The organism is Pleionea sediminis (assembly GCF_007570825.1).
Lineage (GTDB): Bacteria > Pseudomonadota > Gammaproteobacteria > Enterobacterales > Kangiellaceae > Pleionea > Pleionea sediminis.
Genome location: NZ_SUNB01000001.1, coordinates 1,198,996 through 1,217,723, shown reverse-complemented (window position 1 = coordinate 1,217,723; position 18,728 = coordinate 1,198,996). Strand labels below are relative to the sequence as shown.

At 39.6% G+C, this 18,728-nt stretch carries 18 protein-coding genes; 9 read left to right on the top strand and 9 right to left on the bottom strand.

Going from position 1 to position 18,728, the window contains the following annotated elements; all coding sequences use genetic code 11:
* Positions 1-174 precede the first annotated feature (174 nt).
* The 5 genes from FAX86_RS04855 to FAX86_RS04835 all read left to right on the top strand — a co-directional run bounded on the left by FAX86_RS04855 (position 175) and on the right by FAX86_RS04835 (position 9,373).
* Positions 175-1,185 carry a metallophosphoesterase gene (locus tag FAX86_RS04855; RefSeq protein ID WP_246128547.1) on the top strand — a complete coding sequence of 337 codons (1,011 nt, stop codon included), beginning with the start codon at positions 175-177 and terminating at the stop codon, positions 1,183-1,185.
* Positions 1,186-1,404: 219 nt separating this feature from the next.
* Positions 1,405-2,550 carry a serine hydrolase domain-containing protein gene (locus FAX86_RS04850; protein ID WP_144392212.1) on the top strand — a complete coding sequence of 382 codons (1,146 nt, stop codon included), beginning with the start codon at positions 1,405-1,407 and terminating at the stop codon, positions 2,548-2,550.
* A 170-nt stretch (positions 2,551-2,720) separates the two neighbouring features.
* Entirely contained in the window at positions 2,721-3,203 is a 483-nt protein-coding gene (locus FAX86_RS04845) for an Hsp20 family protein (protein WP_144392211.1), read from the top strand.
* Between the two features lie 212 nt (positions 3,204-3,415).
* On the top strand, positions 3,416-4,228 hold the full coding sequence (locus FAX86_RS04840; RefSeq protein WP_144392210.1) for an oxygen-binding di-iron domain-containing protein: 813 nt from the start codon (positions 3,416-3,418) through the stop codon (positions 4,226-4,228).
* Positions 4,229-4,705: 477 nt separating this feature from the next.
* Positions 4,706-9,373: an immunoglobulin-like domain-containing protein gene (locus FAX86_RS04835; RefSeq protein WP_144392209.1), complete on the top strand. Its 4,668-nt coding sequence runs from the start codon at positions 4,706-4,708 to the stop codon at positions 9,371-9,373.
* Positions 9,374-9,491: 118 nt separating this feature from the next.
* On the opposite strand, the gene FAX86_RS04830 is transcribed toward FAX86_RS04835, so the two are convergent.
* The 5 genes from FAX86_RS04830 to FAX86_RS04810 all read right to left on the bottom strand — a co-directional run bounded on the left by FAX86_RS04830 (position 9,492) and on the right by FAX86_RS04810 (position 12,516).
* Positions 9,492-10,028, bottom strand: a complete 537-nt coding sequence (locus FAX86_RS04830) for an FKBP-type peptidyl-prolyl cis-trans isomerase (protein ID WP_246128498.1) — start codon at positions 10,026-10,028, stop codon at positions 9,492-9,494.
* The gene (locus tag FAX86_RS04825) at positions 9,983-10,414 is read right to left on the bottom strand and encodes an MAPEG family protein (RefSeq protein WP_144392208.1); all 432 of its coding nucleotides are present in this window, start codon (positions 10,412-10,414) and stop codon (positions 9,983-9,985) included. The genes FAX86_RS04830 and FAX86_RS04825 overlap by 46 nt, the downstream gene beginning before the upstream one ends.
* A 9-nt stretch (positions 10,415-10,423) precedes the next feature.
* Entirely contained in the window at positions 10,424-10,675 is a 252-nt protein-coding gene (locus tag FAX86_RS04820; RefSeq protein WP_144392207.1) for a hypothetical protein, read from the bottom strand.
* 195 nt (positions 10,676-10,870) lie between these two features.
* Positions 10,871-11,749, bottom strand: a complete 879-nt coding sequence (gene gcvA / locus FAX86_RS04815) for a transcriptional regulator GcvA (RefSeq protein ID WP_144392206.1) — start codon at positions 11,747-11,749, stop codon at positions 10,871-10,873.
* Positions 11,749-12,516, bottom strand: a complete 768-nt coding sequence (locus tag FAX86_RS04810; RefSeq protein ID WP_144392205.1) for an SDR family oxidoreductase — start codon at positions 12,514-12,516, stop codon at positions 11,749-11,751. Before FAX86_RS04810 ends, gcvA begins: the two co-directional genes overlap by 1 nt.
* 102 nt (positions 12,517-12,618) lie before the next feature.
* On the opposite strand from FAX86_RS04810, the gene apaG reads away from it, so the two are divergent.
* The 4 genes from apaG to FAX86_RS04790 all read left to right on the top strand — a co-directional run bounded on the left by apaG (position 12,619) and on the right by FAX86_RS04790 (position 15,803).
* Positions 12,619-13,005, top strand: coding sequence for a Co2+/Mg2+ efflux protein ApaG (gene apaG / locus FAX86_RS04805; protein ID WP_144392204.1), 387 nt, complete (start codon positions 12,619-12,621; stop codon positions 13,003-13,005).
* Entirely contained in the window at positions 13,005-13,817 is an 813-nt protein-coding gene (locus FAX86_RS04800) for a symmetrical bis(5'-nucleosyl)-tetraphosphatase (protein WP_144392203.1), read from the top strand. The genes apaG and FAX86_RS04800 overlap by 1 nt, the downstream gene beginning before the upstream one ends.
* Before the next feature lie 83 nt (positions 13,818-13,900).
* Positions 13,901-15,184, top strand: a complete 1,284-nt coding sequence (locus FAX86_RS04795; RefSeq protein ID WP_144392202.1) for an NAD(P)/FAD-dependent oxidoreductase — start codon at positions 13,901-13,903, stop codon at positions 15,182-15,184.
* Positions 15,185-15,218: 34 nt separating this feature from the next.
* Positions 15,219-15,803 carry an HD domain-containing protein gene (locus tag FAX86_RS04790; RefSeq protein ID WP_144392201.1) on the top strand — a complete coding sequence of 195 codons (585 nt, stop codon included), beginning with the start codon at positions 15,219-15,221 and terminating at the stop codon, positions 15,801-15,803.
* Position 15,804: 1 nt separating this feature from the next.
* Here FAX86_RS04790 and FAX86_RS04785 read toward each other — a convergent pair whose 3' ends face one another.
* The 4 genes from FAX86_RS04785 to FAX86_RS04770 form a co-directional block, all read right to left on the bottom strand.
* On the bottom strand, positions 15,805-17,142 hold the full coding sequence (locus FAX86_RS04785) for an ABC transporter substrate-binding protein (protein ID WP_144392200.1): 1,338 nt from the start codon (positions 17,140-17,142) through the stop codon (positions 15,805-15,807).
* Between the two features lie 170 nt (positions 17,143-17,312).
* Positions 17,313-17,615 carry a hypothetical protein gene (locus FAX86_RS04780; protein WP_144392199.1) on the bottom strand — a complete coding sequence of 101 codons (303 nt, stop codon included), beginning with the start codon at positions 17,613-17,615 and terminating at the stop codon, positions 17,313-17,315.
* Positions 17,616-17,621: 6 nt separating this feature from the next.
* A complete protein-coding gene (locus FAX86_RS04775) occupies positions 17,622-18,317 on the bottom strand; it encodes a tetratricopeptide repeat protein (protein ID WP_144392198.1) in 696 nt (231 codons plus the stop codon).
* A 16-nt stretch (positions 18,318-18,333) separates the two neighbouring features.
* Positions 18,334-18,699, bottom strand: a complete 366-nt coding sequence (locus tag FAX86_RS04770; RefSeq protein ID WP_144392197.1) for a hypothetical protein — start codon at positions 18,697-18,699, stop codon at positions 18,334-18,336.
* Positions 18,700-18,728: the final 29 nt, after the last annotated feature.

The following is an 18,728-nucleotide window of genomic DNA, read 5'->3' as shown; positions in this document are numbered from 1 at the left end:
TTTGCGCTGATCTATAAAGTTCCTTCGCGGATTTTGCTAAACCTAAACTGGAAATTGGTTTTTATGAGAACTCTTTTGGGAAGCATTTTCATAAGAGTGATATTTGGATGACATAATTAGTTCACTTTCTGTCGATATAGTTGCGTTTCAATTTATCGACTTGGAGATAATGTGATGCAATTATTTCGGCAAATTCTCGTTGTATGGATAGCTTTATGTATTTCAAGTGCAGGTTATGCGAGCCGTTGGGAGTCAGCACATTTTTGGCCACACAAATTTGAGTTTGCATTAATTGGTGATTCACCTTATGGCGTTCTTGCGGGAGAAGACTACCCTCCTTTTGATCGACTTATCGACGAGATCAATAGTGATAGGAAAGTTCGTTGGGTACTTCATGCGGGAGATATTAAATCGGGATCAACTCCTTGTAGCGATGAGTTGTTTATGGATCGATTCAATCGATTTAGCCAATTTAACAAACCTTTTGTTTTGACTCTTGGAGATAATGAGTGGACAGACTGTCATCGCGTCGCTGCGGGTGAATACTCCCCTCTCGATCGTTTGGCAAAGTTGCGAGAGATTTTTTATCCGCAAACGGGATTAACGTTTGGTGAAAGTCCTATGCGCGTATTTAGTCAAGCAGAAATCAATGGTTACGAAGAGTTTCCAGAAAATGTTATGTGGGCTAGGTCCCGTGTATTGTTTGCTACGATCCATATGGTGGGAAGTCAAAATGGTTTAGCTCCTTTTGATGAAAACTCGTCCATGCAAAGAAGTTCTGCCGATGATGCTGAAGTAGCTCGTCGTGAACAAGCGGGAATCGATTGGCTCAATAAAGTATTTGAGATTGCAGAATCCATAAAGGCTAAAGGTGTATTTTTAATGGTTCATGCCAATCCAGCACTTGAGTTTAGAGTAGAACGGAATCGTTTAGGTTTCGAAAATACATTGTCAGTGTTAGAGCAAAAAACATTAACTTTCGGAAAGCCTGTGATTCTAGCTCATGGTGATTCGCATTATTTTCGTATCGATAAACCTCGGTTGGATCAAGTTGGATTCTTGAAAAATTTCACTCGAGTAGAAACTTTTGGAGCTTCTCGTGTACATTGGATACGAGTGATTGTTGATCCTCGATCTGAAGAAATCTTGAGCTTCAAACAAGAAATTATTGCAGCTAATAACTAGATTTAGGATTTTATGACAAAGGGATAATGATTTGATGCCAGGGATGGTCACTAAGTTATAGAACCATTTATTTTCCTTTCAGTTCTTAAGCCTGATAATAGTGTTTCTTCATTTTTCTTTGCCACCACTTTCATTTAGGAGTGTAAGATATTAGTCGATGAGTTGACTTATCAATAATGAACAGCTTATAACAAGCGACGATTTAAAATAGAGCACAAAATGCAAAGTAAAAAAACGAGATCACACGTTCAGTCATTAGCCATACATTTTTTGATACTACTATCATTCGGATTAGTACATGCGGAAAAGCCAGAAACTAGAGAATTAGGTTCTGCTGCACTTGAAGTGAAATTCGAAAAGATAAGAGAGAAGTATAAATTAATTGCTCTTGCTGGTGTCAACGTATCAGCAGAAAAACCTGATGAATTAATTACTGTTGGATATCGTACAAAGAATAAAGAGCATAAGGTTGAGCTAAGAGACCAATGGCATATTGGCTCTATTACCAAGTCAATGACAGCGACATTAGCTGCTATTTTGGTCAAGGAAAAACAGATACAGTGGAGTTCGAGTATTCAATCAATTTGGCCTGAACTAGAAACTCATCCTTCCTATAAAGACGTAACTTTAGCCGAGCTACTTTCTCATAAGGCGGGTATTACCAAAGACATTACTAAAACGACGGATTGGATAAAGCGATTTAGTGATAAAAGAGCATTAAAAGTCCAGCGGGAAGAGTGGGTTGGAAATATTTTGACATTAGAACCTGAGTCGAAAAGAGGCGAGTTTTTATATTCAAACGCGAGTTATGTTGTTGCCGGTGCGATGTTGGAAGAAGTAACCGATCAGTCATGGGAAAGCTTAATGCAAGAAAAATTATTTCAGCCTTTGGGGATGAAATCGAGTGGTTTCGGGGCTCCTAGAGGCGAGGCACCGAGGGGACACAGTTCAACGTTCTTTGGGACTAAGGCTATCGATCCTGAATCTAAAATTGTTCCAGCAGATAATCCGGCAGCAATGGGACCAGCGGGTACAGTACATGCCTCATTAGAAGATATGGTAGCTTTCATTCGTTTGCATTTAGGGCATTATCCTAAAATTCTAAATAAAGAAGAACTGAGGTATTTGCATTCTTCAACGGTTCTTGAGGATGATTATCATGTCGGCTTTAGACACGTTAATCGAACTTGGGCAAAAGGAAAAGCATTGACTCATTCGGGAAGTAATACTTTTTGGTATGCCAATCTTTGGATTGCTCCCAAAGCTAAAAGCGGCACGTTTACCGTGACGAATATAGCATCTGACGGAGCATTTAATGCGCTTGATGAGGCAACCGTAGAGCTTCTGCAACCGCTTAGCCACTGAGTGGAATCTCAAATGTGAATTCTTGAAGGAAGTGTCTCATAAAAATTTAAACTAAAAGATTGAAAAAAAATCGGTTGACCATATTTATGAAGTTGAGTGGTTAGTCTGTACCTGATAGCTGCTCAATAAGATTGTTTTTGTTTTATATTGCTTCTAATGGAGGATGTATTATGAACTCAATTGACTTATCACCACTTTACCGCAGTAGTGTGGGATTCGATCGTTTAGCTTCTTTGATCGATAGTGCCTTGACTGGCGATACCACAACAAGCGGTTATCCCCCTTACAATATCGAAGTTCTCGATGAAAATCGTTACGCTATAACTGTTGCTGTAGCTGGATTTGATCAAAGTGAACTTGATATTCAGGTAGAAAAAGGCGTCCTTACTATTCATGGTAAGCGAAGCTCAAATGAAGAGCGAGAGTTTTTATATCAAGGTATAGCAACTCGAGAGTTTGAGCGTAAGTTTAATTTAGCTGACTATGTTGAAGTCACTGGCGCAGATCTTTCTAACGGAATGTTGACGATTAATTTAGTGAAAGAAATTCCGGAGGCTATGAAACCTAAATCCATTGCCATTAATCAAGGAGGCAAAGTTTTAGAGCATCAAACGAAAGATAAAGTGAGTAGTGAAAAAAACAAAGCGGCGTAAAAAAGCAGGAGAGGATGCGTGTGAACGTGTCCTCTCCCGAAATAGAACATTAAGCAATTAGAAATTTAAAAAAGGAGCCGTTTCCAATATTGCATTGAGATTTATCGCAAAGCTCAGGCTGCTTTGAGCTACCTACTGATCTGGAGCAATATATAGTTTAAGAACATCTTTCAAAATGGACGGCTTATTATATTGCCGATAGAGGATATACGATGTTCAACCGCGCAATTACCTTATATGAAGACGAATCTCACAAGTGTTTAATGTTTTCTGACCTAGTAAAAGGCAGTGGCATTCAAGCAAATCAATTTATGATTGTTGATAACAATCGAGCAGCGATGATTGATCCGGGTGGCGACTTAACTTTTGCTGCTTTAAGTATTGAGATCGCTAAACATGCATCACTCGATAACGTCGACTATATTTTTGCTTCTCATCAAGATCCAGACATTATTGCTAGCTTGCCCAAGTGGATTATCAAGACTCCTGCAAAAGTGGTTACGTCAAAACTATGGTCTCGATTTCTCCCGCATTTAGTGCCGGGATATTTGAGCGATCATGATGGCCTTCGGTTGGATGAGCGAATGATATCTGTGGCAGATGAAGGTGATGTGATTAAGCTAGGTAATAGTGCGATAGTCGCTGTTCCTGCTCACTTTTTGCACTCTGTAGGGAATTTTCAGTTTTTCGATATGAAAAGTCGAATATTGTTTTCTGGCGATATGGGCGCTTCTCTGTCAGATGATGATCAACTTATTAAACCGGTTTCAAACTTTAATGAGCACATTCCTTCTATGGAAGGATTTCATAAACGCTACATGACGAGCAACAAAGCGTGCCGTTTGTGGGCACAAATGGTTCGAGAAATGAGGGTTTCAATGATCGTTCCTCAACACGGTCGTTGCTTTAAAGGACAACAAATTAACGAGTTTTTAAATTGGATTGAAAACTTGGAGTGTGGTGTTGATTTGCTCAATGTGGATAGTTATCGACCTGTGACAGATGTACTCAAACTAGCCATTTAGGGCTTGTTTGAGAGTTTAAGAGCAGTCTTTGTTTCCTGAAACCCAATCAATTCAGAGTTAACATTCAAATCTTTTAATTTTCTAATTCTATATTTCGAGCTTTTCTCGGTATTAAAAGTGGTTATATACAGAAAAAGTCACTTAGTCTCTTTGAAGAGGATCTCTAAGTCGTTGATTTTGAATTAAGGTCCAAATTTTTATACTTTTTGTCGTAATTGTGCAAATAGGATTTATTCAAAATTTTTGGGACTTTGATAAGCTACTCGTCACTTTCGACGAGAGATTGAACTTTTAAGATTAGTAATTTTGTACTTTTAATTCAATCTTTCGCTGTTTAGGTAAGTCGTCTGTAGCATCTTGGATCGATAGTTGAGTTTGGTGCGGTATATACAGGGAATTGGGAATATTAACATCCTATATTGTGAGCGTCGTCACATTTGATAAACTCCGGCAACTTTTGAATTATGGATAATTTTTGTGAAAGTTATAAAACCTATCACTTGCTCTTTAATGAGTAAGTTATGCTCTCTCTTTTTAATATCAACCTTAGTTGTCGCTTGTGGCGGCTCAGGTGGAAAGAAAGATCGAGAAGCACCTGTTATTAATCTTGTTGGAAGTGCTGAAGTAACTGTAGAAGCAGGCACTGAGTACACTGAGCTTGGAGCGACGGCAGAAGATAATCGAGATGGTGAAGTAAACGTTGTAATTGAAGGTACTGTCGATACGTCACAATTAGGCGTACAAACAATTTTATATTCAGCATCTGATAAACGTGGAAACTCATCAAGCATTACTCGAAAAGTTATCGTCGCCGATACAACACCACCACAAGTTCAACTCAACGGCGAAGCTCGCATAACACAAGAAGTGTTTAGCGAGTTTATTGATCCAGGTGCTAGAGCGGAAGATAGTTTTGAAGGTGAGTTGGTAGTCGAACGTCAAGGTTCGGTAAATACCGCGCAGCTTGGCGAACAAGTTTTAAGATATGTTGCTAGTGATAGCTCTGGTAATTCTTCAGAAGTAACCCGAACCGTTAATGTTGTTGATACGGTTGGTCCGGTAATTACCCTAAATGGCCCATCCGAGCAAATTTTAGAGGTGTTCGGAACTTACGTAGAGCAAGGAGCAACCGCTTTCGATCGAGTTAATGGTGAAGTCTCTGTCCGCGTCGAGGGGACAGTAAATAACGCTCAGTTAGGTTCTAATACTCTTCGATATATTGCTACTGATAATTCGGGCAATACAACTCAAATTACACGTTCGGTTGTTGTTGTGGATACAACTGCGCCAACGGTTACTCTCAATGGTTCATCGAGTTTAACTTTAGATGTTTTTAGCGAATACGTTGAGCAAGGAGCGACGGCTTTAGATAACTTTGAAGGTGGTTTAAGTGTCAGCATAACAGGGGAAGTAAACACTGCTCGTCCAGGAATTTATAATCTTACCTATACAGCTCAAGATAGTTCCAACAATCTTGGTCAAGTTAATCGTCAAGTGCGAGTCGTTGATTTAGTTGGACCAGTCATTCAATTAAATGGCTCGCCAGTTGTTGAGTTAGAAGCAGTAGTTGATGAATATTTTGAGCAGGGAGCTATTGCTATTGATGCTTTGGATGGTCAAGTATCAGTAACTACTGAAGGGACTGTTAATACGAGTCGACCGGGTACTTATAACATAGTTTACCAAGCACAAGACATAGCAGGAAATGTTAGTGAGATTTCTAGAGAAGTTGTTGTTCAAGATACGCTACCACCAGAAATCACTTTAAATGGAGAGGCGGGTATAACTTTAGAAGTTTCCGCGTTGTATGAAGAGCAAGGTGCAACGGCAACCGACTTAGTTGATGGCGAAGTGTCCGTCACTATTGAGGGGCAAGTAGATACTGAAGCACTAGGTGTTTCAGTGGTCACTTACCGAGCGACCGATTCTGCGGGAAATCAAAGCGAAATTACTCGTGAAGTTCGCGTAGAAGATACAACGCCACCAGAAATCACTTTGAATGGTGAACCGCAAGTTTTCTTAGAGGTGTATCAAGTTTATGAAGAGCAAGGTGCAACAGTAATTGATAATTCAGGTGAAGAGATTGTTGTCACGATAGAAGGCGAAGTTGATATCAGTACTATTGGAACTTATGTTGTTGTATACACGGCTCAAGATAGCAGTGAAAATAGCCGAGAGATTCGTCGAGAAGTTATTATTCAAGATACAACTCCTCCAGAAATCAGTTTGAATGGTGAATCGCGAGTTTATTTAGAAGTCTTTCAGGTATACGAAGAGCTTGGTGCGACAGTGTTCGACAATTCGGGTGAAGAAATTGTTGCTGCTGTAGAAGGCGAAGTTGATATCAGTACTATTGGAACTTATGTTGTTGTATACACGGCTCAAGATAGCAGTGAAAATAGCCGAGAGATTCGTCGAGAAGTTATTATTCAAGATACAACTCCTCCAGAAATTAGTTTGAATGGTGAATCGCGAGTTTATTTAGAAGTCTTTCAGGTATACGAAGAGCTTGGTGCGACAGTGTTCGACAATTCGGGTGAAGAAATTGTTGCTGCTGTAGAAGGCGAAGTTGATATCAATACTACTGGAACTTATATTCTTGTATACACGGCTCAAGATAGCAGTGAAAATAGCCAAGAGATTCGTCGAGAAGTCATTGTTCAAGATACAACGCCTCCAGAAATAACATTAACTGGTGATACGTTTATTACCATTAGTGCTTTCTCATCATACGAAGAGCAAGGAGCTACGGCCGAAGATAGTTATGACGGTGAAATTGAAGTTACGATTGATGGCTTCGTAGATGAAGATGTTATAGGCACCTATACCATCACTTATTATGCGATTGATAATTCGGGCAATGAAAGTGAAGTTACTCGAATGGTTAGGGTTCAAGACTCGTCAGCTCCAGTAGTCACTTTAAATGGAAATACACAAGTTAGAGTAGAAGTCTTTTCTTTTTATGAAGAACTTGGAGCCAATGCAAGTGACGAAGTGGATGGTGAACTTTCTGTAACCATCGAAGGTGCGGTTAATACCGATATTATAGGTTCTTATGTCGTTACTTACAGTTCAGAAGATAGCCAAGGAAATCGTGGTGAAGTTCGTCGCGAAGTTATCGTCGAAGATACAACATTACCAGAAATTACTTTAAACGGTGAGTCGCGTATTCTGCATGAGCTTTTCGTTCCGTACGAAGATCTTGGTGCAACTGCATTCGATGAGTACGATGGCGACTTAGATGTATCAATACAAAATAATGTCCATATTTTTACACCTGGTCTTCAGACCGTTATTTATTCAGCGAGGGATAGCTCGGGTAATTATCGAGAGATAGTGAGAGAAGTGGTTGTTCAAGACCGCACAGAGCCAGTTATTACCTTAAATGGATCTTCGTTTATTATTGTCGAGAAAGATGCTGACTATCAAGAGTTCGGGGCGACGGCATATGATGAGGCAGACGGAGAGATAGACATTATAATTCAGGGTGATGTTGATACTTCTACTCCCGGGGAGTATACCGTTGGGTATTTTGCTGCTGATAGTGAGGGTAATCGAGCTTCTATTTCTAGGCGAGTTCTAGTTGCGGAACAGAGACCTTTTGTTACGCAATGGCAGGTGGATTCTAATCCGAGTTTTATTTCTTTTAATGTACCAAGAGGGAGAACTGACGGTGATTTAGGTTTTAGAAAAACCTACTTTGTCGACTGGGGTGATGGAATCACGGAAGAAGTCACCCAAGAAAATCGTCGAACTGTACATCATTTTTACGAACAAGGTGGCGACTATATAGTCAAGATTTATGGCCAATTACCAGGAGCTCTATTTGGTAATCGAATAAGATGTGAAGGTCTAGTTAGTATCGAGCAGTGGGGTGATATTCAATGGCAGGATATGACTTCAATGTTTTATGGATGTGAAAATGTTGAAATTAATGCATCGGACTCTCCTGATCTTTCTGAAGCTCTGAGTCTCGAGGCGATGTTTAAAAACGTTGAGCAAATTAATGCTGATTTAAGTCATTGGGACGTTAGCCAAATAAGAAATATGGATTCCATGTTTGAAGGAGTCGAGACTTTAAATACCGACCTAAACAGATGGGATGTAGGTGAAGTTGTTCGAATGAACAATATGTTCAAAGATGCTGTTAATTTCAACGGCGATATCAGTCAGTGGAATGTCAGTAGCGTCAATATGATGATCGGAATGTTTGAAGGAGCTAACAACTTTAATGGTGATATAAGCCATTGGAATGTTTCTAATGTTCGATATATGCATAGTCTTTTTAATGGAGCAAAAAGTTTCAACGGCGATTTAAGCGCTTGGGATGTAAGTCGGGTGAGAAATATGAACAGCATGTTTGCTTTTGCAGAGAGATTTAATAGTGATCTCAGTCAGTGGAATGTTGCTCGTGTACACGATATGAGATTTATGTTTCGCGGAGCTCAAAACTTTTCCAGTGATTTAAGTGCATGGGATATTGAAAGAGTCGGAAGAATGAGTGGGATGTTTTGGGGTGCTCAAGCGTTTGATAGTGATCTTAGCCAATGGAATGTTGATAGTGTATACGATATGAGCTTTATGTTTCACGGAGCTAAAAGTTTTTCCAGCGATTTAAGCGCATGGGATGTGAGTCGAGTAAGAAATATGAAGGGCATGTTTGCTTCTGCGGAGACATTTAATAGTGATATAAGTTCGTGGGATGTAAGTCAAGTGACTAATATGAGCAGGATGTTTTATAGAGCCGAAAACTTTAATAGTGAGCTTAACTGGGACGTGAGTAAAGTAGAAAATATGAGTAGTATGTTTTTTAGAGCCGTAAACTTTAATAGTGAGCTTAATTGGGATGTGAGTAACGTAGAAAATATGAGTAGTATGTTTTTCGGAGCAACTAGATTTAATAGTGACCTCAGTAATTGGGATGTTACGAATGTTAAATACTTTAACGGTTTTTTACGTGAAAGTGGAATGACAACTGAAAACTACGACCGATTATTGAACAGTTGGAGCAACTTAGAGCTGGAGGAAAATATCAGATTTGATGCAGGTGAATTAATGCATTCATCTGATTCACAGACGGCGAAACAGTTTATCATTGATAACTTTGGTTGGGATATTGTTGACGGTGGCCTTTTATCCGATTAACTAATTTACTAAAGTAAGCACATCAGCAAAAGCATTCTAGAGTTTTATTATCTAGAATGCTTTTGTGTTCTTTAAGCCACAATAATTGTCGATTATAGAAAATTTAATGATTGAACTTTTAGTGGCACTGACCATTGACGTGAGCATGGCCATGCTCTAATTCTTCAGGAGTTGCTGGGCGTATTTCTGAAACTTCGACTTCTACGGTAACTGGTTGTCCTGCCATTGGGTGATTGGCGTCAACGGTCACTGTACTATCCGTGATTTCTGTTACGGTAACCGAGTGAGTTTGACCATCTTCTGTTTGTGCTGAGAGGCGTAAACCAACTTCCAGATTATCAATGTCTTTTAGTGCTTCACGAGGGACTTTATTGATGAGATCTTTGTCATACACACCGTAGGCTGCCTCTGGTTGTAATGCGACTTCAAAGGTTGCGCCTTGTTCTTTGCCTTCTAATTCCGGCTCTAGGCCTGGAATAATTCCACCAAATCCGTGCAAATAAATCCAGGGCTCATCACCTTTCGATGTTTCCCATACGTTACCTTGACTGTCCTTTAGTGTGTACTCGATAGAGACAACAAACCCTTTTTCTATTTTCATAGCTAACCTTACATCATGTGCTGAAACCAGCTGATCGATAAACTGACCGTCCATGCCCATAAAATCCAGGTACCCAAAAGATAACTGTAAAATCGATGTTTAATTCGATTGGTGGTGCAATGAACGATCGCGTGAATGATGCGCATGATAACGAATCCGGCAGCTAAATAAAAATCCAACCAGGTTGCCCAGCCAGTTACTAACAGCAGCATTACGATTGCGTAAAAAATAACGGGTATTTCAAACTGGTTTTTAAAGTTATTAGAAGTCGCGTTCGATTGTGGAAGTAGACGTTCGAGTTCGGCACGATCGACCACTTGGTTGGGGTGAACCTTGTTATGCTTCATTGCTTTTACCCGGTCTCGATACATAACCGCTTGTACGATAAAGGTAAGAATGAAATTAATGATGACCGGTAATACCAACCAATTGGGATTCATAAAGCTCTCCTAAGCCACGTCTTTAAATTTTGTTGAGGGTTTGTTATTGATTAAGTATTGCAACAAGCAGTGTACTTCTGCAGATTGTTTACTGAATTTGGCATCTTGATACTCGCAAAATGCCATGATTAAACCAAGTCCACAGAGGAGTAACGGTAACGCCATAAAATTCCAAATAACAGAAGAAATGGTTAGTACATAAGTTCCTGCCACCAAAATAATTGCTGCTGTGGTGATCAGTAAGTGAGTGAAACGAAACATAACATGCTCCAGGGTTTGGTAGTAGACGATTCTATTACAGCGCAGTTTTTGTTCGCCGACAAACGTAAAATATTCAGGGTGACAGGTGAATGTAATTCACTTGGAATGACCTTATGAGTCTAAAAACCTGACTTCAGTTGAGTTGCATTCGTTACAAAGGACTTTCAATTTGCCTCTGCTAGGCATAATTTGATGTTAAAATTGTTCTTTAAACCATTGGCAAAAGGTTCGAATTTCAGGGCGCTGATGGTCTTCTTTGCGATAAACCAGGTAGAGACATTCTTTCATTGGGAATTGAACGTCAAAAGGTTGAATGAGAGTACCTTGTGCTAATGGTGCTTGTTCTAGCTCGATTAATCCCATCGCAATGCCTAGGCCCTGCTCGGCTGCTTGAATGGCAATATCATAATTATTGAAGGTTAAACCGCTATCAACGGATAAGTGTTCCAGCTTGACTGCTTCGGCAAATTTGAGCCAGGTGTCGGTCATAAACGAATAGCTAATTAAAGGGGCGTGTGCGATATCTTCTATCGATTGTAGTTGTTGTAGATTCTTAAAGCTTGGGCTACACATGGGACTCGCATGCATCTGACATACCTGGTCCACGGCGAGGCCTGGCCAATTTCCTCTACCATAACGAATGGCAAGATCGACATCAGAATGATTGAAGTCCACCATTTGGGAGCTTGCGTCGATAACCAACTCGACGGAGGAGAGCTGTTGCCTCAAAGAAGATAATCGGGGAATGAGCAAATGCCGGGCGAGCGATGGCATAAGTGAAATTTTTAATCGCTTTTGAGTGAAGCGATTCAAAACATCGCTGGTACCTTTGTTTAACTTATGAAAAGTTGAAGCAATCACATCGAAGTAGGCTTGTCCGCCTGCTGTTAGCTCAATACGACGATTTAAACGATAAAACAGTTCAAAGCCTAATTGTTCCTCGAGAGATTTAATTTGGTGGCTCACCGCCGATGGTGTCAAATGCAACTCTTCTGCAGCTTGCTTAAAGCTTTGGTGGCGTGCCGCGGCTTCAAATATGCGCAACAGGTGAAGAGAAGGAGCCCGTAAACCCATTAGTCTGAGCTCGGTTCTTTTGCTACCGCTAAAGGCCCCCAAGCCTGACAGGTCGGCATCACCTCAATGGTGTTAATGTTGACGTGCTCTGGCTGATTGGCTGCCCAAACGACACTGCGTGCAATGTCATCGGCAAACAATGGGTGAGTGTCTTGATAGACGTTTTTCGCTTTATCGATATCGCCATGAAACCGAACAACAGAAAATTCCGTTTCGGCTAAACCCGGCTCAATATTCGTTACACGTACTTTTTTACCAATTAAATCGGCGCGTAAATTTCTGGAAAATTGTTGCACGTACGCTTTGGTGCCACCGTAAGCATTGCCGCCAGGATAAGCGTAACTGCCAGCGATTGAACCTATATTTATAATATGGCCTTTGTTTCGCTCGACCATGCCTGGTAAAACCGCTCGCGTCACATAATTAAGACCTTTAATATTGGTGTCGATCATCGTGTCCCAATCTTCAAGGCTTGCGTTGTTTGCTGGTTCGAGTCCCAATGCTAATCCTGCATTATTAACCAGTACGTCAATATTTCTCCAGTCATCTGGAAGCTTATTGATAAAGTCTTCAACACTACTATTATTTCTTACATCAACAACTTCAATGAGAACATCGGTCGATTCAATGAGTTTGTGTGCTAGTTCTTCTAGTCGGTTTTGTCGTCTTGCACACAAAATAAGCCGAGCTCCAAGTTTAGCAAAATGGTGAGCACACGCTTCGCCGAAACCAGAGCTAGCACCAGTAATTAAAACGGTCTTCGACATAGAGAATCCTTTAGTAGAGTTGCGACTTCGTTGAATAATCTGCAAAATATATGTAATAGCGAACAATGTAAAATTGTAAGGTTTTTTTGGGGAGTTGTAACCTTGAGTCCAAAATCAGACATTCTTGAGTTTGAAATAGAAGTAGATTGTGAATATTTAGAAGATCAGTCAAAACCCGATAGCGATCAATTTGTGTTCGCTTACACTGTTAACATAACAAATACAGGTGAAGTCGGTGCACAATTATTGCGCCGTCATTGGATTATCACGGATGCTAACGGCAAAGAGCAAGAAGTTCGAGGCGATGGTGTCATCGGTGAACAACCACATATTGATCCTGGTGAAACCTATCAATATACCTCAGGTGCGATATTAAAAACACCTCTTGGAACAATGGAAGGCAGCTATCAAATGCAATCAGACACGGGTTTGGAATTTGACGCTCCAATTCCACTATTCAGCCTTACTAAGCCAGGCATTCTTCACTAATGGCCACTTACGCTGTAGGTGACATTCAAGGATGTTTCGACGGCTTAATTGCGTTATTGAAAAAATTAAAATTTAATTGGCAAAATGACAAGTTGTGGTTTTGTGGTGATTTGATTAACCGAGGTTCGCAGTCGCTTAATACTTTACGTTATTTATATGAACATCGTGAGCGTATAAAAGTTGTATTGGGAAATCACGATTTGCACATGCTTGCCGTCGCCAATGGAGCAGAGTCATTAAAGTTTAAAGATACTTTTCAAAAAATAATTGATGAGCCAAGAAATCAAGATTTGGTTGAGTGGCTTTATCGTCAACCACTTGCGCATTACAGTAACAAACACAAAACTTTGATGGTGCATGCTGCAATTAGTGCTAAATGGAGTTTAAAGCAAACATTGGCTTGCTCTGATGAGGTGACAAATACTTTGTGTGATTCTCAACGGAGAGCTGACTACTTTAAAGCGATGTATGGTGACACTCCCGATGAGTGGAATGATCAATTAAAAGGGAATGATCGACTAAGATACATCACTAATGTTTTCACTCGAACACGCTTTGTATATCACGATGGTCGGTTAGAGCTTGGATTTAAATCTGCACCCGGCGATCATCCAAAAGACTTAATGCCCTGGTACGACCAACCGTTAAAGATAGAAAAAGATATCCGTATTGTTTTTGGTCACTGGGCTGCTCTTCAAGGCAAGTTAGCAACCAAGCGTTTTCAAGCATTAGATACTGGATATGTGTGGGGCGGGACACTGACTGCTTTGAATTTATCAACGGGTGAACGCACTTTTGTCTCCAGTCGATAATTTTTATTAATTGTAATGTGCCTATTATTTTTATATAAAGTTTTCTGAAAATCAATCATCCCTCAACTTAGCAAAATCAATCTATGAACTATCCTGATACTTATTACTCTTCAACGATTAATACTCGCCCCAATACGCATAGTTTTGAGTCAAACTCTGCATTTGACGTCTGTATCGTTGGCGGAGGATTTGCTGGATTAATGACCGCACTCAGTTTGGTTGAAAAAGGCGTTGAAAGTATTGCTCTAATTGAGCAGCATCAGGTTGGTTGGGGCGCTTCGGGAAGAAATGGCGGATTTGTTTTTGGTGGATACTCCTTAGGACCACAGTCTTTGGTTAAGCAAGTGGGTATCGAAAAAGCACGAGCTCTTTATCGTGAAACAACTTTAGCGGTTGATCTTATTCGCGACAGAATCAAACAGCATGACATACAATGTGACGTTGTTGATGAGGGTGTGTTATTGGCTAATTGGTTTAAAGACCAAAAGCAACTTTTTGAATTACAATCGTTCATGAAAAACAGCATGGGTGTTGATTGGCATTATTTGTCGCCCAAAGAGTTAAGAGAGCGTATTAGAAGTGACCGTTATCATGGTGGGTTATTTGAACCTAATGCAATGCATATCCATCCATTAAATTACGCATTAGGGATTGCAAAGATTTTATTATCTAACAATGTCAAAATATTTGAGAGCGTTCGTGTTCTTAAGGCGACAACAGAAAATAACTTTCACAAACTAGAGACTTGTCAGGGTGAGTTAAAGTGTGAGCACTTGGTCATTGCTGGTGGCGGTTATTTAGGAAAAACTTTCAAAAATGTTTCGAACTCAATTTTACCAATTGCGACATATGTGATGACCACTGAACAGATAGGTTCTTCGATTAATGAGCTTATGAGTACTCAAGCTGCTATTTACGATACGCGATTTGCTTTTGATTATTACCGTCCACTAAAAGACACTCGAATCTTATGGGGTGGCCGAATTAGTGCTAGTAAAGTTGCGCCAGAAAATTTGGCTGAAGTATTGAGACAAGACATGCTCAAAGTTTTTCCGGACTTGTCTAACATTAAAGTAGAGTACTGTTGGCAAGGATATATGGGATATGCACGACATCAGATGGCAACGATTGGTCAGCTGTCGAAGAATGTGTGGTATGCCAATGGTTTTGGCGGTCATGGTGTTGCTCCAACTACTGCTGCTGGGGAAATTCTTGCTTCTGCTATTGCAGAAAACGACACCCGAATTTGCGAATACCAACATTGGAAATTACCGTGGAATGGTGGCCCATTGGGTCCGCTAGCAGCACAGATGAGCTATTGGTGGTATCAGGCAAGAGATTGGGTTGCCGAGCACGCTGGAGGCTGACTTAAAAATGGATGAGTCGAGATGGCGTCAATTGATGTTAGCATTAGAATTCCCGCTTTGTCTGGAAACGTATCAACAGTTAGTTAATGCTTATAATCAATCACATCGGTTTTATCATACAAAAGAACATATTAGTGCGATGCTTCGCCATGTCGATCTGATTTCAGAAAAACTAGAGCGTCCTTTTTTAGTCGAGCTAGCGATTTGGTTTCATGATGCGATTTATAAGCCGTTTTCAAAAACGAATGAACGGGATAGCGCCCAATGGTTAACTGATTTTATGAAGAGTAATAATGCTTCAAAAGATTTTATCGATTACTCTTTTCAACTAATTATGGCTACCACACATAATGGGGATTTATCTGAGAATGATGAAAAGTATTTAGTGGATATAGATTTATCTATTTTTGGATCCAGCGAAGAGGTTTATCGAGAATATGAGCTTAATGTTCGAAAAGAATATCGCTGGATACCATGGTTTTTATTTAAAAAGAATCGCCGAAAATTACTAGAGAGTTTTAGTAATACGGACTTTTTTTATAATACCGAATATTTTAGAAGTAAGTACGAGAAAACGGCTAGAAAGAACCTTTTGATGGCAATTAAAAGATTAAAATAAGTTATTGCTTTTCCATGCAGGGATAGTTTTTGTGTTCCTTTTGTGATATCGGGTAAATCTTCATATTAGCCGTTAAATTATCGCCTTGATTATTAAAGTTGATGCGACCGCTGTATCCTGAATATTTGAATGAGCCATACTTTTTATAGAGTGCAACTATATCAGGATAGTCAAAGTGACTTATTGGATAGCCATTAGATGTAAGTCTCAACATTGTTTTTTTAAAGTCGAGATCAAATTTATCAGAGAGAGCTTTTGCCATTGAAAATAAAATAATGGCATCATAAACATAGGCGGCATCAAAACCTGCAGAATCTCTATTTAATAAAGCGATGACTCTATCTCTTAGGTCGGGAGATAACTCGGTAGGTGACGATACATAAGTTAGGATGCAATGGGAGATTTCTCCTAAATTTGCGTCAATAATATACTTTGGCTTTACAGTGTCAGCAGCCAATATTAATGGGAAGCTGCCCTGCCAATAACGACGGATTTTTTTTATGATTGCTAGCATTTGATCTGTTGGCAATGTAAGTACAATTGCCGTTACATTTTTAGATTGAATAGCTCTTATTTCATCTTCTAAATTCATGCCATCTAGGTAAACTAATTTACTGATAGCTAAGTGGTCTGATTGAGCGTTTTTCGTATTGCCATAGTGAACTTTTAAGCCGTGAATAATTTCTTTACTGTAGATATCTCGGCCTCCAATAATAAAAATTTTTTTATGCTGCTCTTTGGTGTATAAATAATTAAATATCAAATCAATTTGTTGTTGGTTATTGGCAACCATGCGCCAGAATAAGTGTTTGCCCCCAATGTCGGACAGCTTCATTGCTGAGGCCGCTTGAGTTATTAGAGGAATGTTTTTCGGAATAGCCACTCTCTCTAAGACATCTGCAACACTATCGGAAGTTGCAGGACCAACAATTGCTTTAACATTATGCCGCTTGACTAGTATGTCGGCTAAGTCTGCTGATACGTGAGTATTTTCTTGATCATCTGCTCTAATGATTGCGAGTCTTTGTCCATTGATGCCACCATGGTTATTAATGTGCTCTGCTGCAAGGTCTGCCGCAGCAATAATTTCTGCAGAATAGATGGGAAAGCTACTAATTGGAGCTAGTATGCCAAAATTGACTGAGCTCTCTGATACAGGGTTTATATCTGATTGAAAAATTCTTTCTTTGGTATAATTTACGTCAAGAGGAATATTCATCAATTCTTTAATGCTGAGCGTTGTTAGCTCTTTGCTATGCTGATTTTTATGCATAGCACCAGTTGAGAGGCAAGAAAGCAGAAATATAATTGAAATAACAGCGTTAATTATTCGTTTCATAAAAGTTTATTGCATGTTCCTTGCTTCTTTCGTTTAATTCGATGAAAAATTCAGACGTTGTTTTATTGTAGTTAAAAAAATAATAAACATTGATGAGAATTGAAAATATGAATTACATATTACAACATGATTGTGAGATGAGATAAGTTGTGTTGAATCTCTGGTCTGACCTAGCTTGCTAATAACGTTTTAGCATAATCTAGCCAAGCTGATAAAGCACTTCGTTCGATATAGTCAACATCATTTAACTCCTCTTCGTTCTCTAGAAATTCACGACCTTTCTTGGCAATTAAAGTTATGATATTGGATACGTCATCGTGTGACAGCGGTTGGTTTTCAAAAATTGTATTTTCGGTTTGAATATTTCCAGATTGAGCCTCATTTCTTAGCTTTAAAGATAATGATGGAATATCCTGCCTGATAAGATCGGCAGAATACTCCAAAATTTCTTGTGTAAAACCGTGTGAGGGCACGATCAATTATCCAGCCAGTTTTTTATCACATTGGGTCAAACGATTGCGCGCATCCATATGATTTGGGTAGCGATTTAAGAACTTACGATAAGATTTAATTGCATTTTGATAGTCACCAGCTTCTTGATAAATGTAACCTAAATTAAGACTGGCACTAGGAAAGTTATCGCTGATAGACTCAACTTTTTTGTAAGCTTGAACAGCATCTTGTAACGCTTCCCGTTTGGTGCACAGCCAACCAAGATTATAGAGTGCTGCCTGATTGTCAGGATCTATTTCTAAACAACGCTTAATATAGGCTTCTGCTTCATCAAAATCTTCGTTATGAGCACATGCCGCTGACATTTGAAGAAACTCTTCCATACGATAATCAGGAATGTTTCCTTCATTAATTTCCTTATCAATAGAAACTCTTGATGGCATTGCCTGGTTCTTTTTCTCTTCGGGCAGATCATTGATGATGACGTAAGCGAAGTTCATAAATCCACATTGACATTTCATGGCGCCCCGATAATAAATCAGGCTAGCCATTTGTTTTTTTGGCCCAAGGTCACCTGTTACAAACTGTCCTTTGTCGCCACAAGACAAACAGGTATGTTCGGCGGTTAGTGACTCCAACTGGGCTTCAGTAGAGGGTCGATAAGCATAGCGCAAAGAAAGTCCATCAGAGTGGTGATTATCCACGGTTGCTGGATGTGACATTGTTTCCTCCTTTAACTTACGAAATCTGATCGCGTGTAAATCTGACTCGAATTCTGCCTAGTTCCGACTGAACTTGTTTTTCTTTGATTAAGTCATTAACAGGTTGGTTCGATTTTTTATTTTCGATTGTGGACTTATCGGCTAACTTAATTTTAAATGGATTCACTTCGCGACCGAATCGTTCAGCTTCTTTATTAAATTTCATCTGGACGGGTAGCTCTACCTCTATCTCATCCATGTTATATCTAAACTTACTGTCGGACTTTTCAATCTGTTGGTTGGCTTGTTGCAAAGTGTGATGAAGAGCCACAAATAGCTGATGCAGTTCTTTCTCAATTGAAGACTCATCATTTTCTGAATGTTCGTCAGTTCTATCGTTCATAATTATTCTCGTCTTTGTTAGAGATAAAA

Bases quoted from the DNA above. Each gene is read 5' to 3' on its own strand.
- FAX86_RS04855 (WP_246128547.1), top strand. From the start codon at position 175: ATGCAATTATTTCGGCAAATTCTCGTTGTATGGATAGCTTTATGTATT.
- FAX86_RS04850 (WP_144392212.1), top strand. From the start codon at position 1,405: ATGCAAAGTAAAAAAACGAGATCACACGTTCAGTCATTAGCCATACAT.
- FAX86_RS04845 (WP_144392211.1), top strand. From the start codon at position 2,721: ATGAACTCAATTGACTTATCACCACTTTACCGCAGTAGTGTGGGATTC.
- FAX86_RS04840 (WP_144392210.1), top strand. From the start codon at position 3,416: ATGTTCAACCGCGCAATTACCTTATATGAAGACGAATCTCACAAGTGT.
- FAX86_RS04830 (WP_246128498.1), bottom strand. From the start codon at position 10,028: ATGGACGGTCAGTTTATCGATCAGCTGGTTTCAGCACATGATGTAAGG.
- FAX86_RS04825 (WP_144392208.1), bottom strand. From the start codon at position 10,414: ATGAATCCCAATTGGTTGGTATTACCGGTCATCATTAATTTCATTCTT.
- FAX86_RS04820 (WP_144392207.1), bottom strand. From the start codon at position 10,675: ATGTTTCGTTTCACTCACTTACTGATCACCACAGCAGCAATTATTTTG.
- gcvA (WP_144392206.1), bottom strand. From the start codon at position 11,749: ATGGGTTTACGGGCTCCTTCTCTTCACCTGTTGCGCATATTTGAAGCC.
- FAX86_RS04810 (WP_144392205.1), bottom strand. From the start codon at position 12,516: ATGTCGAAGACCGTTTTAATTACTGGTGCTAGCTCTGGTTTCGGCGAA.
- FAX86_RS04800 (WP_144392203.1), top strand. From the start codon at position 13,005: ATGGCCACTTACGCTGTAGGTGACATTCAAGGATGTTTCGACGGCTTA.
- FAX86_RS04795 (WP_144392202.1), top strand. From the start codon at position 13,901: ATGAACTATCCTGATACTTATTACTCTTCAACGATTAATACTCGCCCC.
- FAX86_RS04790 (WP_144392201.1), top strand. From the start codon at position 15,219: ATGTTAGCATTAGAATTCCCGCTTTGTCTGGAAACGTATCAACAGTTA.
- FAX86_RS04785 (WP_144392200.1), bottom strand. From the start codon at position 17,142: ATGAAACGAATAATTAACGCTGTTATTTCAATTATATTTCTGCTTTCT.
- FAX86_RS04775 (WP_144392198.1), bottom strand. From the start codon at position 18,317: ATGTCACATCCAGCAACCGTGGATAATCACCACTCTGATGGACTTTCT.
- FAX86_RS04770 (WP_144392197.1), bottom strand. From the start codon at position 18,699: ATGAACGATAGAACTGACGAACATTCAGAAAATGATGAGTCTTCAATT.